Origin of the sequence: Rossellomorea sp. GAMAL-10_SWC (assembly GCF_049568075.1) — a bacterium.
Classification (GTDB): Bacteria; Bacillota; Bacilli; order Bacillales; family Bacillaceae_G; genus Gottfriedia.
In genome coordinates, this window is sequence record NZ_CP144911.1 from 4770106 (window position 1) to 4786094 (window position 15989).

Sequence of the window (15989 nt, forward strand, 5' to 3'; positions counted from 1 at the left end):
AAGGGCTTATGAGATAGCCCTTTTTATTTTTGGTTTTTTTCACAAAAAGCTTTATAGTTTTAGTAGTTACTATGTTTAGATTAAAAATTATAGGAGTGTTTATGGAAACGAAAGAGTATCTAATAACGCAGCTTAATGAAATTGAAAAATGGGAGAAGGATCAGAAAAGCGTATTTTTTTGGGAGAAAATCGGTAGAATTCCATTTATGATCTTGGATAAAATTACACCTAAGTTCGTTCACGATAAGATCGGAATTATTTTAGATGAGCTATCTAAGTATGTGAATGCTGGTGGTCAATATTTAGTTAGTGTTCCTTCAACTCTAACTAGGATGGGTAAGGAGCTTTCTATTGAAGAACTAACCGAAATTGAAATGGTCAATCAACTTAGTCTTGAGCAAATGGATCGTGTTTCGAATGATTTTATTGCTAGTCGTAAACAATTTGCAAAGGTCCAAGGAGCGACAACAGGTTTTGGTGGAATGTTTACAATTGCGATCGATATCCCAATCTTATTAGGACTTACATTAAAGACACTTCAAGAAATAGCAATTTCTTATGGTTATGATCCAAATGATCAAATGGAGAGAGTATTCATTATTAAATGCTTACAATTTACATCTGCTGATATAGTCGGTAAAAAGGCGATATTAGAAGAATTAACAAATATTGAAGGGAAAAAAGCCTTTTCTCAAATTGAAGGTTGGAGAGAAGTATTTTATACATATCGTGACAACATGGGATGGAAGAAGCTGTTTCAAATGGTTCCAATTGCAGGTTTAATATTTGGTGCATATGTAAATAAACAAGCAATTGAAGATGTTGGCGAGGCTGGTAGAATGCTTTATAAAAAAAGACGGATCATGGAAAGATTGCATGATTTAAAATAAGTAGAAAAAAGATGAATTTAGTTTAGATCTAAATTCATCTTTTTTGTTAATTAATCAAACGTTTGTTTAAGATTTAAATTTATTTGGGAATTGCTTAATAATGCCTGAAGAAATTGTATCAGCTATAGGAATCATATGTTGAAGACCAGCATCAAATGCTTTTACATTGCCGTCCCAGTCCATTTTTATTCTAGTTACAGCTTCATTTGTTACCATTTTTAAATGTGTATAAAGTAAATCTTTTAAAGCTTGATTTGTCCAATTTGGATTTACCTTACTTAAGAGTGCAGCAATATCATCTGCATTTTTAAACCATGTGTCGTTCAAAGTTTTTAAAGTTGCCATATCATTTGCTTTCGCAGCATCAATAATCTTACCAGCGATTACAATGTGGTCGGTAAGTAATTTAGCAAGTTGATCTCCAGCGGCAGCACCATAATATGGTTTAATTGCATTCCCAATATCTTGTTGATTTCTTAGGAGTCTTGCAAGTACTACATCCTTATCTGGCATGTTAGCAACAGCACTAACAATATACTTACTAGTCCATATTAAGTGATCCATCCAAAGCTTTCTCATATCTGCTTTGAAATTACATGCCGAGTTACTTATGCATCTTCCATGAACTCGATGATCTACTTGCTCGGCACTGGATTTAATAGGGGATAAAATTAGTGCAAAACATAAAAATAGAGATGTGAATTTTAGTAATTGTTTCTTCATCTAGATGTCTCCTTTGAAATGTTTTCAAAATGTACTAGTATTATTTTGGATTTTTTTTCAAGTAATATTCAAAGTTTTTACATTTAGTTCATTTGTATATGGAAAACATCAAAAATGATTAGATGGGCTATATAAAAAATAGTAATTTTGATATAGTATATTATCTGTTGGAAAAAAATGTAAAAATACTTCAGGAGTGTTACATATTCCTTGGAGGGTGAAGGGGAGGAAAGCATTGTTAGATTATTTATATCCTAGTATCTTTATCATGACTTTAATCATTTTATATTTTGGTTATAGATTCTTTAAAGGTTATATTACTCTACTAAAATATTCATATTGGATAATCTTTGGAATCTATATTACATGTCTCGTCGATTTTACTTTGTTCCCATTTCCTTATCAAAAATATCTAATTCAAGTCATGATTGAGGATCACTTGGGATATACAAATAATTTTGTCCCCTTTAAAGTAGTTGTAGATTCAATAAGATATGGATCATTTTCAATTGCTCTAAAGCAAGTTGGCGGAAATATTCTCTTATTTATGCCATTAGGATTTGCTTTGCAAGTTCTTTATCCGAAGATCATGAAAAGTAAAACGATATTAGTTGGTTTTTCTATAAGTTTAGGGATTGAAATAATCCAAGGAACCACTGGATTTTTTCTTGGATATAATTATCGATCATGCGACATTGATGATTTATTATTAAATACATTTGGCACTGTGTTAGGAGTCGTAGTCTTTAGTTTAAGTACTAAATTATCTATTAAACCAGGACTATTAGAAGAAAATCGTTAATCAATATATAAAAAAGACAAGGAGCATAATCCTACTTGTCTTTTTGTAACTTCTGAAGCTCTTTTACTGTCACAAATTTATATCCATCTTTCGATAATAAATCCAATATACCCTTAATCGTTTCTAATTCTTTACCAGTTTTATCATACATCGGATGAATTAAAATAATTGAGCCTGGTTTAATATTGTTCTTTACATAGTTTATTTTGTCTTGAGTATTTGTGTAAAAAGTATCTGGCTCTAAATTCCATGTAATTGTTTCTCGGTTATGTTTATGCATGTAATACGGTAAGCCGAATAGTTTTTTCCCATTTGGTGGACGGAACTCAATTTCTCCTTTATAGCCAGCTTTTCGAATTAGTCTATCTGTCTTTTCAATTTCATTTTTGATAAATGAAGGTGATTTTAGCACCATTCTGTCATGTGAATATGTATGATTTCCAATTTGTTGCCCCGCATCCACAATTTTTTTAGCTTCCTCGGGATTCTGTTCAATTTCATTCCCGATTAGAAAAAAAGTAGCTTTTGCATTGTATTGATCTAAAAGTGGTAGAATGTCATCAACATTTTTAGTTGGACCGTCATCAAAGGTTAAAGCAACTACTTTTTGGTTCGTATGTACTTTATTTGTTAATCCCCCAAAAAGCTGAAAAGATCTTGCATTCATTAGCTTGTACAATCCAAATAAGATCAGAAACAAAATTAGAATACTTGCACTTATTTTCAGTAGTCTTTTTTTCATCTATTTAACCTGTCTTTCTAGTTATTGAAAATTAAACATAATTATATCATCACTAATTAAAAAAAGAATAAAAGAAGGAAATTAAAGGGAATTTAAGATTGTTGAAAGAAATAATGAAAGAGGAAAGATTGCGGGCGAGGAGACGTAGGACTCGCCACATAGAGTTTTCCTAAAGTGGAGATCATCGTACTCTTCTTTTTTGAAAACAGATTTTAATTAGTTCAAACAATCTACTTGCAAAGTTATCAGTTTAGTATTAAACTGATAACAAGATCGATCAAAGAGGTGCAAAATGTTAAATAATCATAATGAATCTTCTACAAACAAATCAAAAAATTTAGCAGTATTACTTTGGTTTCGATTAGCTCGTTTTTATCTTAAAAATGTTAGAGAATCAAATAATCAATTGAAAAAGTGGGGACTGACGACTGCTCAATTTGATGTAATAGTCCATGTTGGGAGAAATAAGCGTCTTACGCAGCAAGAATTAGCCGATAAATTAGTTGTTACAAAAGGAAATGTGACTCATCTATTAAAGAAAATGGAAGAGCTTCAGTGGATTAAAAGAGAAGTAGAATGGAAAAACAAATACCTCTCTTTAACAGAGATTGGTCAAAAAATGTATGAAGAAATCGTACCTTCACAAGATGAGTTTCAACAAGCTCAATTCAGCAAATTAACCGAAGAAGAGCAATTACAATTACTTACTTTATTAAGGAAATTAAATAAAAAATGAATTAGAACGGAGGAAAGTTTATGGAGAAAATGAAAGGCATACATCATATCACTGCGATAGTTGGTGATCCACAAGAAAATATGGATTTTTACGCTGGGATTTTAGGTTTACGCTTTGTGAAAAAAACAATTAATTTTGATGATCCAGGTACGTATCACTTTTATTTTGGAGACGAAACTGCAAAACCAGGTACAATCATGACTTTTTTCCCTTGGGCAAATGCTTATAGAGGAAAAGTAGGAAGTGGGCAAGTAGGAATCACAACATTCTTAATTCCAGCTAACTCAATGGAATTTTGGGAAAACCGTTTAGCATCATTTAATATTCATACAAAAAAAGTAAGTCGATTTGGAGAAACATTTCTTCAATTTGAAGACTTTCATGGCTTACAGCTTGAATTAGTAGAAAGGGAAGCTGGCCAGGAAAATACTTGGGAATTTAATGGTGTTACAAAGGATGTAGCCATTAAAGGGTTTGGTGGTGCAGTTTTATATTCTGGAGCACCAAATAAAACAGCTGAACTGTTGGAAAACGTAATGGAATTAGAATGTTTAGGTCAAGAGGGTAACTATTTGCGTTTTAAGGCTGCTGGTGATATCGGAAATATTATCGATATTGAATTAGCAGCTGTTGGAAGAGGCGCTATGGGGGTAGGAACTGTCCATCATATTGCATGGAGGGCAAGTAATGATGAAGAACATGTTAAATGGCAAGATAAATTATATGAAAATCATTATGGAGTTACTGAAGTAAAAAATCGAAATTATTTTAACGCAATTTATTTTCGTGAAAATGGTGGATTATTATTTGAAATTGCAACTGATCCACCAGGATTTATGATTGATGAGAATATAGACCATTTAGGTGAACAATTAATGCTACCAAAGTGGCAGGAACCACATCGTGAAATAATAGAAAAACACTTACAACCTATTGTTGTTAGAGAAGTGAAAGGAGAATGACGATGAAACACGTATTTAATAGAGGAAGTAATCCATCGAAGCCAACATTTTTATTATTACATGGTACAGGTGGGAATGAACTTGATCTATTACCAATTGCAGATATGATCGATGATGAAGCTTCTGTATTATCAGTAAGAGGAAATGTGAGTGAAAATGGAATGCCACGTTTTTTTAAGCGATTAGCTGAAGGTGTATTTGATATGGAAGATTTAGTTTTCCGTACAAAAGAATTAAAAGAATTTATTGAATCAGCGTCCGCGGAACATGGATTTGATCCAAACAATATGATCGCAATTGGTTATTCAAACGGTGCAAACATTGCTGGAAGTCTACTATTCCATTATGAAAATGTATTTAAAGGTGCAATGCTATTGCATCCAATGGTACCGATTCGTGATTTAGAATTGCCAAATATGAAAGATGTGTCAGTTTTCATTGGAGCAGGCAAAAATGATCCAATCTGTTTACCACAAGAAACAGAAGAATTAGCATCATTGTTAGAAGGTGCCGGGGCAAAAGTCGGTACTCATTGGGAAAACATGGGGCATAGCTTAACTAGATCGGAAATTGAAGCAGCAACTGATTGGTACAAAAATAACTTTTAAGGAGTATGCAGTAATGATGAAATCTTTTTCTCCAACAGATTTAAGTGATCGTGATAATTATAAGTTCTTAATTGGTAGTATTATTCCAAGACCAATTGCTTTTGTTACAACTGAATCAAACGAGAATGTAGTAAATGGTGCACCATTTAGCTATTTCAACATCGTAACGGCTAATCCACCTATGATTTCTGTATCTGTTCAGCGACAAAATGGTAAACAAAAAGATACAGCTAGAAATGCGATTGAGAGAAAAGAGTTCGTTGTCCATATTGTTGATGAATCAAATGTTGAAGCGATTAATAAAACAGCAGCTGCATTGCCACCTACTGAAAGTGAAATTGAATTAGCAGGCTTAACACCAGTAGAAAGCGTAATGGTTTCAGTTCCAGGTGTGAAAGAGTCAAAAATTCGAATGGAATGTATTTTAGAACAGGCAATTCCATTAGGTAAAGATAATGAGGCTTGTGACTTATTAATAGGCAAGGTTGTTTATTTTCATATAGAAGATGAAATTTATGAAAATGGACGGATCGATGCAGATGGCTTAAAAGCAGTTAGCCGTTTAGCAGGGAATGACTATGCTAAAGTTGGGGAAATGTTTACGATTGATCGTCCTAAATAATATTTTAATCTGATTATCATTTTTTAGGATTTTGTTTACACATTGAAGTGAGGGGATGATTCCCTTCACTTTTTTATTGCATTAGATATCACAAATTGAACTATTTAGAATATAATTAAAGTTGTTATAATTTTATTAATAAATTTTTAATTAGTGGAGGAATTGAATGAGAACGCGTTTTTTTTCATTATTAGTAATAATACTCTTGCTTGTTTCGAGTATAATGACAAGCCCATCAATTAAAAACGTACAGGCAGCAAGTGCTCCGATAGAAATAGGATTTAATCCATTTGACTCTGCCATAGATCCAAATAAGCCTGTAATTTACCTAACAAAACTCGGGAGTAAAACGATTTACGCAGTAAACTATGAAACTAGTGAAATTAAGACATTGGATTTACCTAACCCTTCAGAACATATAGAGATTTATAAGGATAAATTATATGTAACTCAATTAAAGATGAATCATCATCCATATTATAGAAGTCCTTACACTGGAGGAATAGCAGAAGTTGATACGCAAGATTTTTCACTAATAGGAATGATTGATATTGATATCGATCCATATGATATAGCAATTGACAATGATGGTTATATTTACGTATCACCAGGTTCAGGTCAACTTCAAAGTTTGAAGGTGTACTCTTCTATCGATAAAAAGGAAGTAGTGAGTTCTTTTTCACCAAGTATAGATACACAGTCAAATCTTTATTTTGATTCTAAGGATTCGAAATTATATTCATTGTGTACATTATATTCTCCAATTGACATTCATGCCTTTGAAATAAATAAGGGGAATATTGTAAGCTCCTATGATTCACCTTATCATGGGGACTATGAGCTAAGTAAAGATGCGAAAATTTCCCCAAGTGGGCTATTTTATATAAGTACTGGAAATGTCTTTGAACTTGCACCATTAAAATCAGGGGATATGCAATATGTATTTAAATTAGGTGAAAATTATACTGATTATGCATTTAATGAGAATGAAAAACTGACTTTTGCAGCAAGTAATAAAAGTGGAATTGATGTATATAAAGGCAAGTCTAATGAATATCTCTATTCAATTAAAAATGATGTGAAAGTTGAAAAGTTACTTTATAATAATGGTTTGCTTGCTATTTATAAAAATGATGAAAAATATTATTTAGAGTTTATTCAAAACTATGGTCCAGAACCACTTGAATTAAAAGACAGCATTTATCATTTTACAAATGATGCTACAAGACCATTTTTTGATGGGGTGGATAGTATCCCTACTTTTGGTTATATTGAGCTTAAATTTAATCAATCGATTGTTCTTGATAATAATACGAGGATCAGCCTTGTAGGTCCAAAGGGACCAGTTAGTATCCATACTTATGCAGATAAAAAAGGGAAGCTAACTATTCAATCACAACCAAACGACCTAGAGCCTATTACATCCTATAAATTAATAATTGATAATAGTGCAATTTCTGGCTATCTTGGTAATAAGTTAAATAATCCTATTACAATGAATTTTCGAACAGAAGCTCCTTCTATGAGCAATCATATAGAATTTGATAGTACAAATGCTCCATCAGAATATAGTTTTACAGTAAAAACAAGTGGAGGATTTGAGCCTGAATACATGTTTCTCAGTTTAGATTATGGGGAATGGAAGGTTGTCCAAGATTATAGTTCTAATCCAACTTTAAAATGGTATTCAAATAATGTTATAGGCAATCATCGGTTTAAGGTACTAATTAAAAATGGTAATTCAATTAAACAATACGATGCTTCAATTGAATTTGAACAAATAATAGACCCAATTATTCCACAACTAACAATAAAGGCAGGTACAACAAAACCAATTAAAACAGATTTAACTATATTTTTTACTGCTATTGATAATATGGGAATTAAATATATAAGAATGCCTAATGGGGAAATAATTAAAGGTTCAGACATACTATATGGATCGGATGTTCCTTATTTAATTACTAAAAACGGTACATATTATTTTAAAGCAGAAGATCTTGCTGGAAATATAGTGACAAAATCTATTACCATCTCAAATATTTATAAAACGCCACCTGCAATGCCAGGTGTGAACGAGGTGTGGAATTCTCACACTTCAATAAAAGGGAAGACGATAGCGAATTATACTGTTACGGCATTTGTTAACAACAAAATGATTGGATCGGCTAAATCATCAAGTACTGGTTATTTCACAATTACAATTCCTAGACAGAGTGCTGGTACAAAAATCTCTGTAATTGTTACAGATCCAGCTGGTAATAAGAGTAGTGCAAGAGTTGTTACAGTTTTGGATAGAATCCCACCAGCTATACCTGTAATGAATAAAGTAACTTCTAAAACAACTACCATTACTGGTAAGACCGAAAAATATGCAATTGTTTATGTTTACAATGGAAGTAAATATTTAAATAAAGGTACAGCAAACTCAAGTGGATATTATAAAATAAGTATTAAAACACAGACAAAGGGTTCCAATTTAAAATTTTATGCTACTGACCAAGCTAAAAATAAAAGTAAATTAGGAAGTGTAAAAGTATATTAATTTGAAAAAATGATCCTATCCAATCTTGGGTAGGATTTTTTTATTTAAAAAATGAACGATTTGCAGAACCTAATCGTATAACAAATGAAAACTAAATAAATATTGAATAAGTTAGCTAGGAAGGAGGAAGAAATGGCAGATTTAGATGACTTAGAAATTATAAAATATGCTCAGCAAGGTGACCAAGATGCATTTGCTAAACTTTTTCAAATCCATTATTCCTTTTTATATAAATACGTTTTAAAGATGACGTTAAATCAACAAACAGCAGAAGACTTAGTGCAGGACACGATGCTGAAAGGTTATGACAATATAAAGAAATACAACGGCCAAACCAAATTTTCAACTTGGCTAATTACAATCGCTACTAGACTTTATTTAGATCAACAAAGAAAGAAAAAGCGTGAATGGTTTTGGCAAAAAAATGAGTCCGTAGAATTATCACGTTCCTTAAATTGGAAGTTGGCTTATAAAGGGTTTGAGTGGAGTGATATTATGGAGGGTTTTGAAAAGCTAAAGTCGGAAGTGCGAGCGGCCATATTATTAAAACATTACTACGGCTATACGAACGAAGAAATTGGAAATATGATGGGAATTCGAGAAGGCACGGTTAAATCAAGAATTCATAATGGGATGAAGGAATTAAGAAAGGAGTTAATGCAAGATGGATAAAGAAGAAATTGTTTCAGCATTTAAGCAGTTTGATGAAATAGCAAATATTAACGAACCTTCAATCAATGAGATTATAGAAAAAATTAAAATACACCAGGAAAAAAAGAAAACCATTTATCTTAAAGAACTAATCGTATTTATCTGTGTAGCATGCAGTCTATTCATCGGAGCATTTCTTGTTGCTTTAGAGGCACCAGTAAGCATTGTTATTATTCAAGGTTTAGGCTTTATTGTTCTACCAATTATTTTTAAACGAGATAAAAAGAAAATTGAAAGTGAGTTGATCTAAAGTGGAATGGACAACAGAAAATATTATCATATTAGTTTTAGTCTTTACAATTTTAATAACTCAAAGTATCACACTTTTTACAAAAGCTAAAAAGAGAAATCGTTCAGCTTGGTTATGGGGGATGTTAGGAATGATTCAATTCCCTTGGCCTAGTGTATTCTTTTACTTTTTAGTTGTTCGAAAAGATCGAAAAAAACTAAATTAAGAAAGTGAGTGGTTTGGGATGGAAATCAGACCAGCGTTAAATATAAAAGAGACAACATTTCAAAAATGGATAAATGGGATTTCGCTACTTATAACCGTTTTATCTGGAGCTTATTTAATGATGACTTATCATAAGCTACCAAGTGAAATACCAATGCATTTTAATGTGAATGGAGATATCGATAATTGGGGCCCAAAATGGACAATTTTCATTATATGGGGATTTGGGCTTATTCTTTATTTCGTCAATTCTAGCCTTCAGACAATTTCTCAAAAATATAATTATATCGTAAAAATTACAAAAGAAAATGCAGAGAAACAATACAAATTAGTGTTACAAATGATGTCATTTTTAAAGCTAGAAATCATGATTATAATTGCATACCTTATCTGGGTAGTTGTACAAAATTCACAAGGAACGATGGATCAACTGAATATTTTTATTATGGTAGGATTTGTAACTTGTTTATTTAGTACACTGGTTGTGTATGTGATTAAATCAAGGAAATATCGATAGTGTAGAAATACTAGACTAATTGGAAAGGTTCAATTTTAGTCTAGTATTTTTAATTTTATGTTTGACAATTTTAGTGTATTACCTGTATAGTACACGTATAAGGTGTATTAATCGAGTAATACGCATAGTTATGTATTAAGTGTATGAACTAAGTAGTACACACACATACTAATTAAATTGCAATAAGGACGAGGAGGTGGATTGATGGAATTTATAGTGAATAATCGTGAACCCGTTTATTTACAGGTCGTTAGGCATTTTAAACAACAAATTGCCAAAAGACTATTAGAAGCAGGTCAAGAAATACCATCAAGAAGAGAATTAGCTGTTCAATTTAATATAAATCCAAATACTGTACAAAAAGCATACAAGGAAATGGAGGAACAAGGATTGATTACGACTGAACGAAATTTCCCTAGTAAGATTACGACTGATATAAAAGTGTTAAATGGTGTACGAAATGAATTAATTATGGAAGCTGTAAATGAATTTGTCGATTCAATTAAAGTAATAAATGTTCCGGTTGAAGAGTTACTTACAATGGTGAAACAAAACTATGAACAAAAGATAAAAGAAGAAGGGAAAGGAGAGGCTTAAATGATCCAAGTAAAAAATGTTTCAAAAAAATATGGTCGGAAAAATGTTTTACGTGATATTTCTTTCACAGCAAATAAAGGAGAAATCACTTGTTTAATTGGTATTAATGGTGTTGGTAAGTCTACAACGATGAAGGCAATTATGGGGATTACGCCAATCGATCGCGGTGAAATATTAATAGATGATAAGAAAATGAATCATACAATGTACGAAAATATCACCTTTATTCCAGACACACTTACAATGCTACCTAGTTTTACAGTTGGAGAAGCAATGCAGTTTATGAAGGATTTTTATGTGAATTGGAATCCAGAACGTGCAAAAGAATTACTTGGATTTTTCCGTTTAAAGGAAGATGAAAAATTAGGTGAGCTTTCAAAAGGGAATGCTGCAAAAGCAAATTTACTTTTTGGTTTAGGACTAGATGTAGATTATGTTCTGATGGATGAACCTTTTTCAGGTATCGATATGTTTAGTAGAGAACAAATTGCAAAAGTGTTTACGAGTCACTTAATTGAGGATCGAGGCGTGATTATAACTACTCATGAAATTAGTGATATTGAGCATTTAATCGATAAGGTCGTTTTATTAGATAACGGCGAAATACTGAAAGAGTTTTACACAGAAGAAATTCGATTAGAAGAAGGTAAATCAGTGATGGACGTAATGAGAGAGGTGTATGAGTCTTGAATCGATATTTAAAACTAGTTAACTTTGAAGTTAATCGATTTTTTAAATTATATATAGGGCTACTTATTATTGTAGCTATTTCGCAGTTTGTGAGTTTATTTGCAGTAAAGTCTTCTTATATGAAAATGGCGAATGATGCAAATTACGCAAGCTCTATGAAAGCAACGGAGGAATTTATTACAAGGTATGGATTGATTAGTTTTAACCAGGTTGCTAATCATGCATTATTTATTGGACCTATTGTGATCAGTATCGCTTTAATGATGTTCTATGTTTTTATCATTTGGTACAGAGATTATTTCGGAAAAAACACGTTTATTTACCGTTTATTTATGCTTCCAACTTCAAGAATGACAATTTACTTTGCAAAAGCGACTACGATCTTAATTATGGTGTTGAGTTTACTCGCTTTTCAACTAATACTTTTACCAATTGAAATAAACGTATTTCAACAAATCATTCCAAGTGAACTTTTAGGAAAAATGAATACGATTAATCTTGTTATGGGTCCTAATATTTTTCAAATGATTTTACCAAGTAATTTTGTGGATTTTATTTTTAGGTACCTTATTGGAATGGGCTTAGTGTTTACCCTTTTCACATTCATACTATTAGAACGTAGTTATCGCTGGAAAGGTATATTATTTGGGATTTTATACGCTATGGTAATTGTAGTTTTAATTCTTATACCAGAGATTATTCAATCTTACGTTTTTGGTGATTTCTCATTTTATCCAAGCGAAGTCATTTATATGGAAATAGGTCTTTTTGCAATCATTATTACAGGTTCAATCTTATTTAGTAAATATTTATTAAAAAATAAAGTATCGGTGTAAGGAGGAGTTAAGAGTGAAGCGATATCGTAATTTGGCAGTAATAGCCGTTGTCACGACAATCAGTTTAGGTACGTTTTTTACGAAAGTAGCTATGTCAGAAAGTAAGTTGCCTAAATTTTACTTAAAGACCGAAAATGGAGATTCGAAATACGTTAAAAATTTAGTTCTTAGCGGTGGATACGGTCAGGATGGAGGTAGAGGCTTAAGTATCACTACTGCCGGAAGTGAATATAAAGATACTAATTCAATGCTTAGTGAACTTGATAGTGAATACTATGACTTAAAAAAATTAAATGATTTAAAAAAGAAAGAAAGAAACTTTATGCGCGGAAAAATTTCTTCTTCTCAATTTTATATCGATAAAGATTTTGCATGGCACGCCGAGGTAAAAGGTGGAAAACTTGATGGTACGTATGAGCATCAAAATAATCATTTTAAAATGTATATAGATGGTCTTGATCTTCAAAATAAAGACCGTTATACATTTAAAATTGATATCCCTGGTGAAGAAAACTACTCGTATATAAATGTAGAGGATGTACAATTAATTGGTAAAGATTTAGTTGTTACTACTTATCAAAATAAAACGATAGATAATAATACAAAATCAGATGTAAATGTCGATCAAACAGAACTAGTTATGTATCGAATTAATGTAAACCAAAAGAAAATTGTTGATCGTAAAGTGATTAATAAATCATCCAATGACCAAAAGACACACACTCATACTGAATTACAAAGCACGATATCAGAAACAGATCAAACGATTCCTTCTAAATTCAGTGTCTACAAAAAGTCAAAACTAAAGGATACAGTTCAATCGAATGGAGAAACAACAACTGAAGAAATTAGTAATGAAGTATTCGTATTTAATTTAGAAACCGATAAAGAAGAACCTTTAAATTTATCGAATGAACAAAAAGAACAATTAAAGCAGAGTAATGTAATCATTGATAAAGATAACTTGTATTTTATAACGAACGGTGATAAAAATCTTTCAGTATTAAAGTATAACCTTAACAATAAAAAAGTTGAAGGTGTACCAGTACTTACTTCTAAAATTAATGGTAATAATCTTTCAAATTATAAAATTATTGACGGAAAACTGTACGCAATTACGAATAATGTAGAAGGTCCAGAAAAGAGCAATAAAGAATTCAGTATTACTGACTTAGCAAATGGACAAAGTGTTTTCGAAGGTAAGATCGAAGTAAAGAATAGTAAAGGAAATGCTAGTAAAGCATTAAAAAAATTACAGATATATGATTTTAAGGTTGAATAAGTAGGGCAGGAAAAAGAAAAGACATGGGTTATAGGAAAAGATTTTATAAAAGTTATAAAATCTTTTCCTACTCCTTCTTCTTTCTTAATTCCTGTTCTTTTTTTACCTCATCCTTCACTTAAGGAATGTACGTTCTAGTTTAATTACTTGAATTCGTACTTAAACATCGATATTATGTAAAGATGATTATTTTTTAAAGTACGTTTGTTCTGTTTTTGATTGATTTTTAAAATTTTGTGGTAAAATAGAAGGATAGGTATGTTTTGGAAATGGAGGCGGGGAAGATGGAGCAGAATTTCGAGATAGTTTCTAATTATTCACCTCAAGGTGACCAGCCAAATGCGATTAAGCAGTTAGTTGATGGGGTTAAAAATGGTAAAGAGCATCAAGTTTTATTAGGTGCAACAGGTACGGGAAAAACGTTTACCATTTCAAATGTAATTAAAGAAGTAGGAAAACCAACATTAGTATTTGCTCACAATAAAACATTAGCAGGGCAATTATATAGTGAATTAAAAGAGTTTTTTCCAAATAATGCAGTTGAGTATTTCGTTAGTTACTATGATTATTTTCAGCCAGAAGCTTATGTACCTCAAACGGATACTTATATTGAAAAAGATTCAAGTATTAACGATGAAATTGATAAGTTACGTCACTCTGCAACTTCTTCCCTTTTTGAACGTAAGGATGTCATTATTGTAGCGAGTGTTTCTTGTATTTACGGTTTAGGTTCTCCTGAAGAATATCGTGAATTAGTTTGTTCTCTTCGTATTGGGATGGAAATTAGTAGAGACGACCTATTACATAAATTAGTAGATATTCAGTATGCTCGTAATGATATTGACTTCTCACGTGGTACATTCCGAGTTCGTGGTGATGTTGTTGAAATATTCCCAGCATCACGTGATGAGCACTGTATTCGTGTAGAATTTTTTGGTGATGAAATTGAGAGAATTAGAGAAGTGGATGCATTAACAGGCGAAATTTTAGGTGACCGTGAACACGTTGCAATTTTCCCGGCTTCCCACTTCGTTACACGTGAAGAAAAAATGAAAATTGCCATTAAAAATATTGAAGTTGAGTTAGAAGAACGTTTAAAGGAAATGAGAGATAACGGTAAGTTACTAGAAGCTCAAAGGCTTGAGCAGCGAACTAGATATGATTTAGAAATGATGAACGAGATGGGATTTTGTTCAGGAATTGAAAACTATTCCCGTCATCTAACGCTGAGACCACCAGGTTCTACGCCTTATACATTATTAGATTATTTTCCAGAAGATTTCTTAATGGTGATTGACGAGTCACATGTTACAGTTCCGCAAATCCGAGGAATGTTTAACGGTGACCAAGCTCGAAAACAAGTATTAGTAGATCATGGATTCCGTCTGCCTTCTGCTTTGGATAATCGACCTTTAAAATTTGCAGAGTTTGTGGAAAAAGTGCAACAAACTATATACGTAACTGCGACACCTGGACCATATGAGCTAGAACTGTGTCCTGAGAAAGTAGAGCAAATTATTCGTCCAACAGGTCTACTAGATCCAACGATAGATGTTCGTCCGATTGAAGGTCAAATTGATGATTTAATCGATGAAGTTCGTAATCGTATTGCTAAAAATGAGAGAGTACTAATTACTACTCTAACAAAGAAAATGTCTGAAGACTTAACGGATTATTTGAAAGAAATCGGAATTAAGGTTAACTATTTGCATTCTGAAATTAAAACGCTTGAACGAATTGAAATTATTCGTGATCTTCGTTTAGGTAAATATGATGTGTTAATTGGTATTAACCTTTTACGAGAAGGGATAGATATTCCTGAAGTTTCATTAGTTGTCATTTTAGATGCAGATAAAGAAGGATTTTTACGATCTGAACGTTCATTAATCCAAACAATTGGTCGAGCTGCAAGGAATTCAAATGGTCATGTTATTATGTATGCTGATAAAATGACGAATTCGATGGATATTGCGATTAATGAAACAAAACGTCGTCGTGAGATTCAGGAAGAATATAACAAAAAACATGGAATTACTCCTAAAACGATTATTAAGCAAGTACGTGATGTGATTCGTGCTACTTCTGTAGCTGAAGAAGAAGAAGTTTATGAAAACGGCATTAGTGCTAAATATAAGAAAATGAACAAAAAAGAACGTCATTTATTTATTCAATCAATTGAAATGGAAATGAAGGACGCAGCGAAGGCGCTTGATTTTGAACGAGCAACAGAACTTCGTGACTTAATATTAGAATTGAAGTCTGAGAGGTGAAG

At 31.9% G+C, this 15989-nt stretch carries 18 protein-coding genes; 16 read left to right on the forward strand and 2 right to left on the reverse strand.

Translation table 11 applies throughout. The features are described 5' to 3' along the window. Positions 1-101 precede the first annotated feature (101 nt). Positions 102-890 (forward strand): EcsC family protein, encoded by a 789-nt coding sequence (locus V5E38_RS23035; RefSeq protein WP_499211590.1) that lies wholly within the window; start codon positions 102-104, stop codon positions 888-890. Positions 891-956: 66 nt separating this feature from the next. Here the strand turns inward: V5E38_RS23035 and V5E38_RS23040 are convergent, their stop codons facing one another. Further along, positions 957-1613 carry a glycosyltransferase gene (locus V5E38_RS23040; RefSeq protein ID WP_499211591.1) on the reverse strand — a complete coding sequence of 219 codons (657 nt, stop codon included), beginning with the start codon at positions 1611-1613 and terminating at the stop codon, positions 957-959. A 235-nt stretch (positions 1614-1848) separates the two neighbouring features. Here V5E38_RS23040 and V5E38_RS23045 point away from each other — a divergent pair, with 235 nt between their 5' ends. Next, entirely contained in the window at positions 1849-2415 is a 567-nt protein-coding gene (locus V5E38_RS23045; RefSeq protein ID WP_499211592.1) for a VanZ family protein, read from the forward strand. Between the two features lie 31 nt (positions 2416-2446). On the opposite strand, the gene V5E38_RS23050 is transcribed toward V5E38_RS23045, so the two are convergent. Beyond that, complete coding sequence (locus V5E38_RS23050) at positions 2447-3157, reverse strand: polysaccharide deacetylase family protein (protein ID WP_499211593.1); 711 nt, start codon at positions 3155-3157, stop codon at positions 2447-2449. A gap of 292 nt (positions 3158-3449) precedes the next feature. On the opposite strand from V5E38_RS23050, the gene V5E38_RS23055 reads away from it, so the two are divergent. The 14 genes from V5E38_RS23055 (at position 3450) to uvrB (ending at position 15987) form a co-directional block, all read left to right on the forward strand. Beyond that, positions 3450-3893 carry a MarR family winged helix-turn-helix transcriptional regulator gene (locus tag V5E38_RS23055; RefSeq protein ID WP_499211594.1) on the forward strand — a complete coding sequence of 148 codons (444 nt, stop codon included), beginning with the start codon at positions 3450-3452 and terminating at the stop codon, positions 3891-3893. Positions 3894-3913: 20 nt separating this feature from the next. After that, positions 3914-4855, forward strand: a complete 942-nt coding sequence (locus tag V5E38_RS23060) for a ring-cleaving dioxygenase (protein ID WP_499211595.1) — start codon at positions 3914-3916, stop codon at positions 4853-4855. A gap of 2 nt (positions 4856-4857) precedes the next feature. Then, positions 4858-5463, forward strand: a complete 606-nt coding sequence (locus V5E38_RS23065; protein WP_499211596.1) for an alpha/beta hydrolase — start codon at positions 4858-4860, stop codon at positions 5461-5463. Positions 5464-5479: 16 nt separating this feature from the next. Further along, positions 5480-6085, forward strand: a complete 606-nt coding sequence (locus V5E38_RS23070) for a flavin reductase family protein (protein WP_499213630.1) — start codon at positions 5480-5482, stop codon at positions 6083-6085. A gap of 166 nt (positions 6086-6251) precedes the next feature. Then, positions 6252-8630, forward strand: a complete 2379-nt coding sequence (locus tag V5E38_RS23075; protein ID WP_499211597.1) for an Ig-like domain-containing protein — start codon at positions 6252-6254, stop codon at positions 8628-8630. Between the two features lie 132 nt (positions 8631-8762). Continuing rightward, entirely contained in the window at positions 8763-9302 is a 540-nt protein-coding gene (sigY, locus tag V5E38_RS23080; protein WP_499211598.1) for an RNA polymerase sigma factor SigY, read from the forward strand. Next, positions 9295-9591, forward strand: coding sequence for a DUF5345 family protein (locus tag V5E38_RS23085; RefSeq protein WP_499211599.1), 297 nt, complete (start codon positions 9295-9297; stop codon positions 9589-9591). Before sigY ends, V5E38_RS23085 begins: the two co-directional genes overlap by 8 nt. 1 nt (position 9592) lies before the next feature. Continuing rightward, entirely contained in the window at positions 9593-9796 is a 204-nt protein-coding gene (locus V5E38_RS23090; RefSeq protein ID WP_499211600.1) for a transcriptional regulator, read from the forward strand. 18 nt (positions 9797-9814) lie between these two features. Continuing rightward, positions 9815-10312: an SdpI family protein gene (locus V5E38_RS23095; RefSeq protein WP_499211601.1), complete on the forward strand. Its 498-nt coding sequence runs from the start codon at positions 9815-9817 to the stop codon at positions 10310-10312. 204 nt (positions 10313-10516) lie between these two features. After that, positions 10517-10909, forward strand: coding sequence for a GntR family transcriptional regulator (locus V5E38_RS23100; RefSeq protein ID WP_025568295.1), 393 nt, complete (start codon positions 10517-10519; stop codon positions 10907-10909). Continuing rightward, the gene (locus V5E38_RS23105; RefSeq protein ID WP_056469792.1) at positions 10910-11599 is read left to right on the forward strand and encodes an ABC transporter ATP-binding protein; all 690 of its coding nucleotides are present in this window, start codon (positions 10910-10912) and stop codon (positions 11597-11599) included. After that, positions 11596-12435 (forward strand): hypothetical protein, encoded by an 840-nt coding sequence (locus tag V5E38_RS23110; RefSeq protein WP_499211602.1) that lies wholly within the window; start codon positions 11596-11598, stop codon positions 12433-12435. Before V5E38_RS23105 ends, V5E38_RS23110 begins: the two co-directional genes overlap by 4 nt. A gap of 13 nt (positions 12436-12448) precedes the next feature. After that, the gene (locus V5E38_RS23115) at positions 12449-13717 is read left to right on the forward strand and encodes a hypothetical protein (RefSeq protein WP_499211603.1); all 1269 of its coding nucleotides are present in this window, start codon (positions 12449-12451) and stop codon (positions 13715-13717) included. A 284-nt stretch (positions 13718-14001) separates the two neighbouring features. Beyond that, positions 14002-15987 carry an excinuclease ABC subunit UvrB gene (gene uvrB, locus V5E38_RS23120; protein WP_499211604.1) on the forward strand — a complete coding sequence of 662 codons (1986 nt, stop codon included), beginning with the start codon at positions 14002-14004 and terminating at the stop codon, positions 15985-15987. Positions 15988-15989 lie beyond the last annotated feature (2 nt).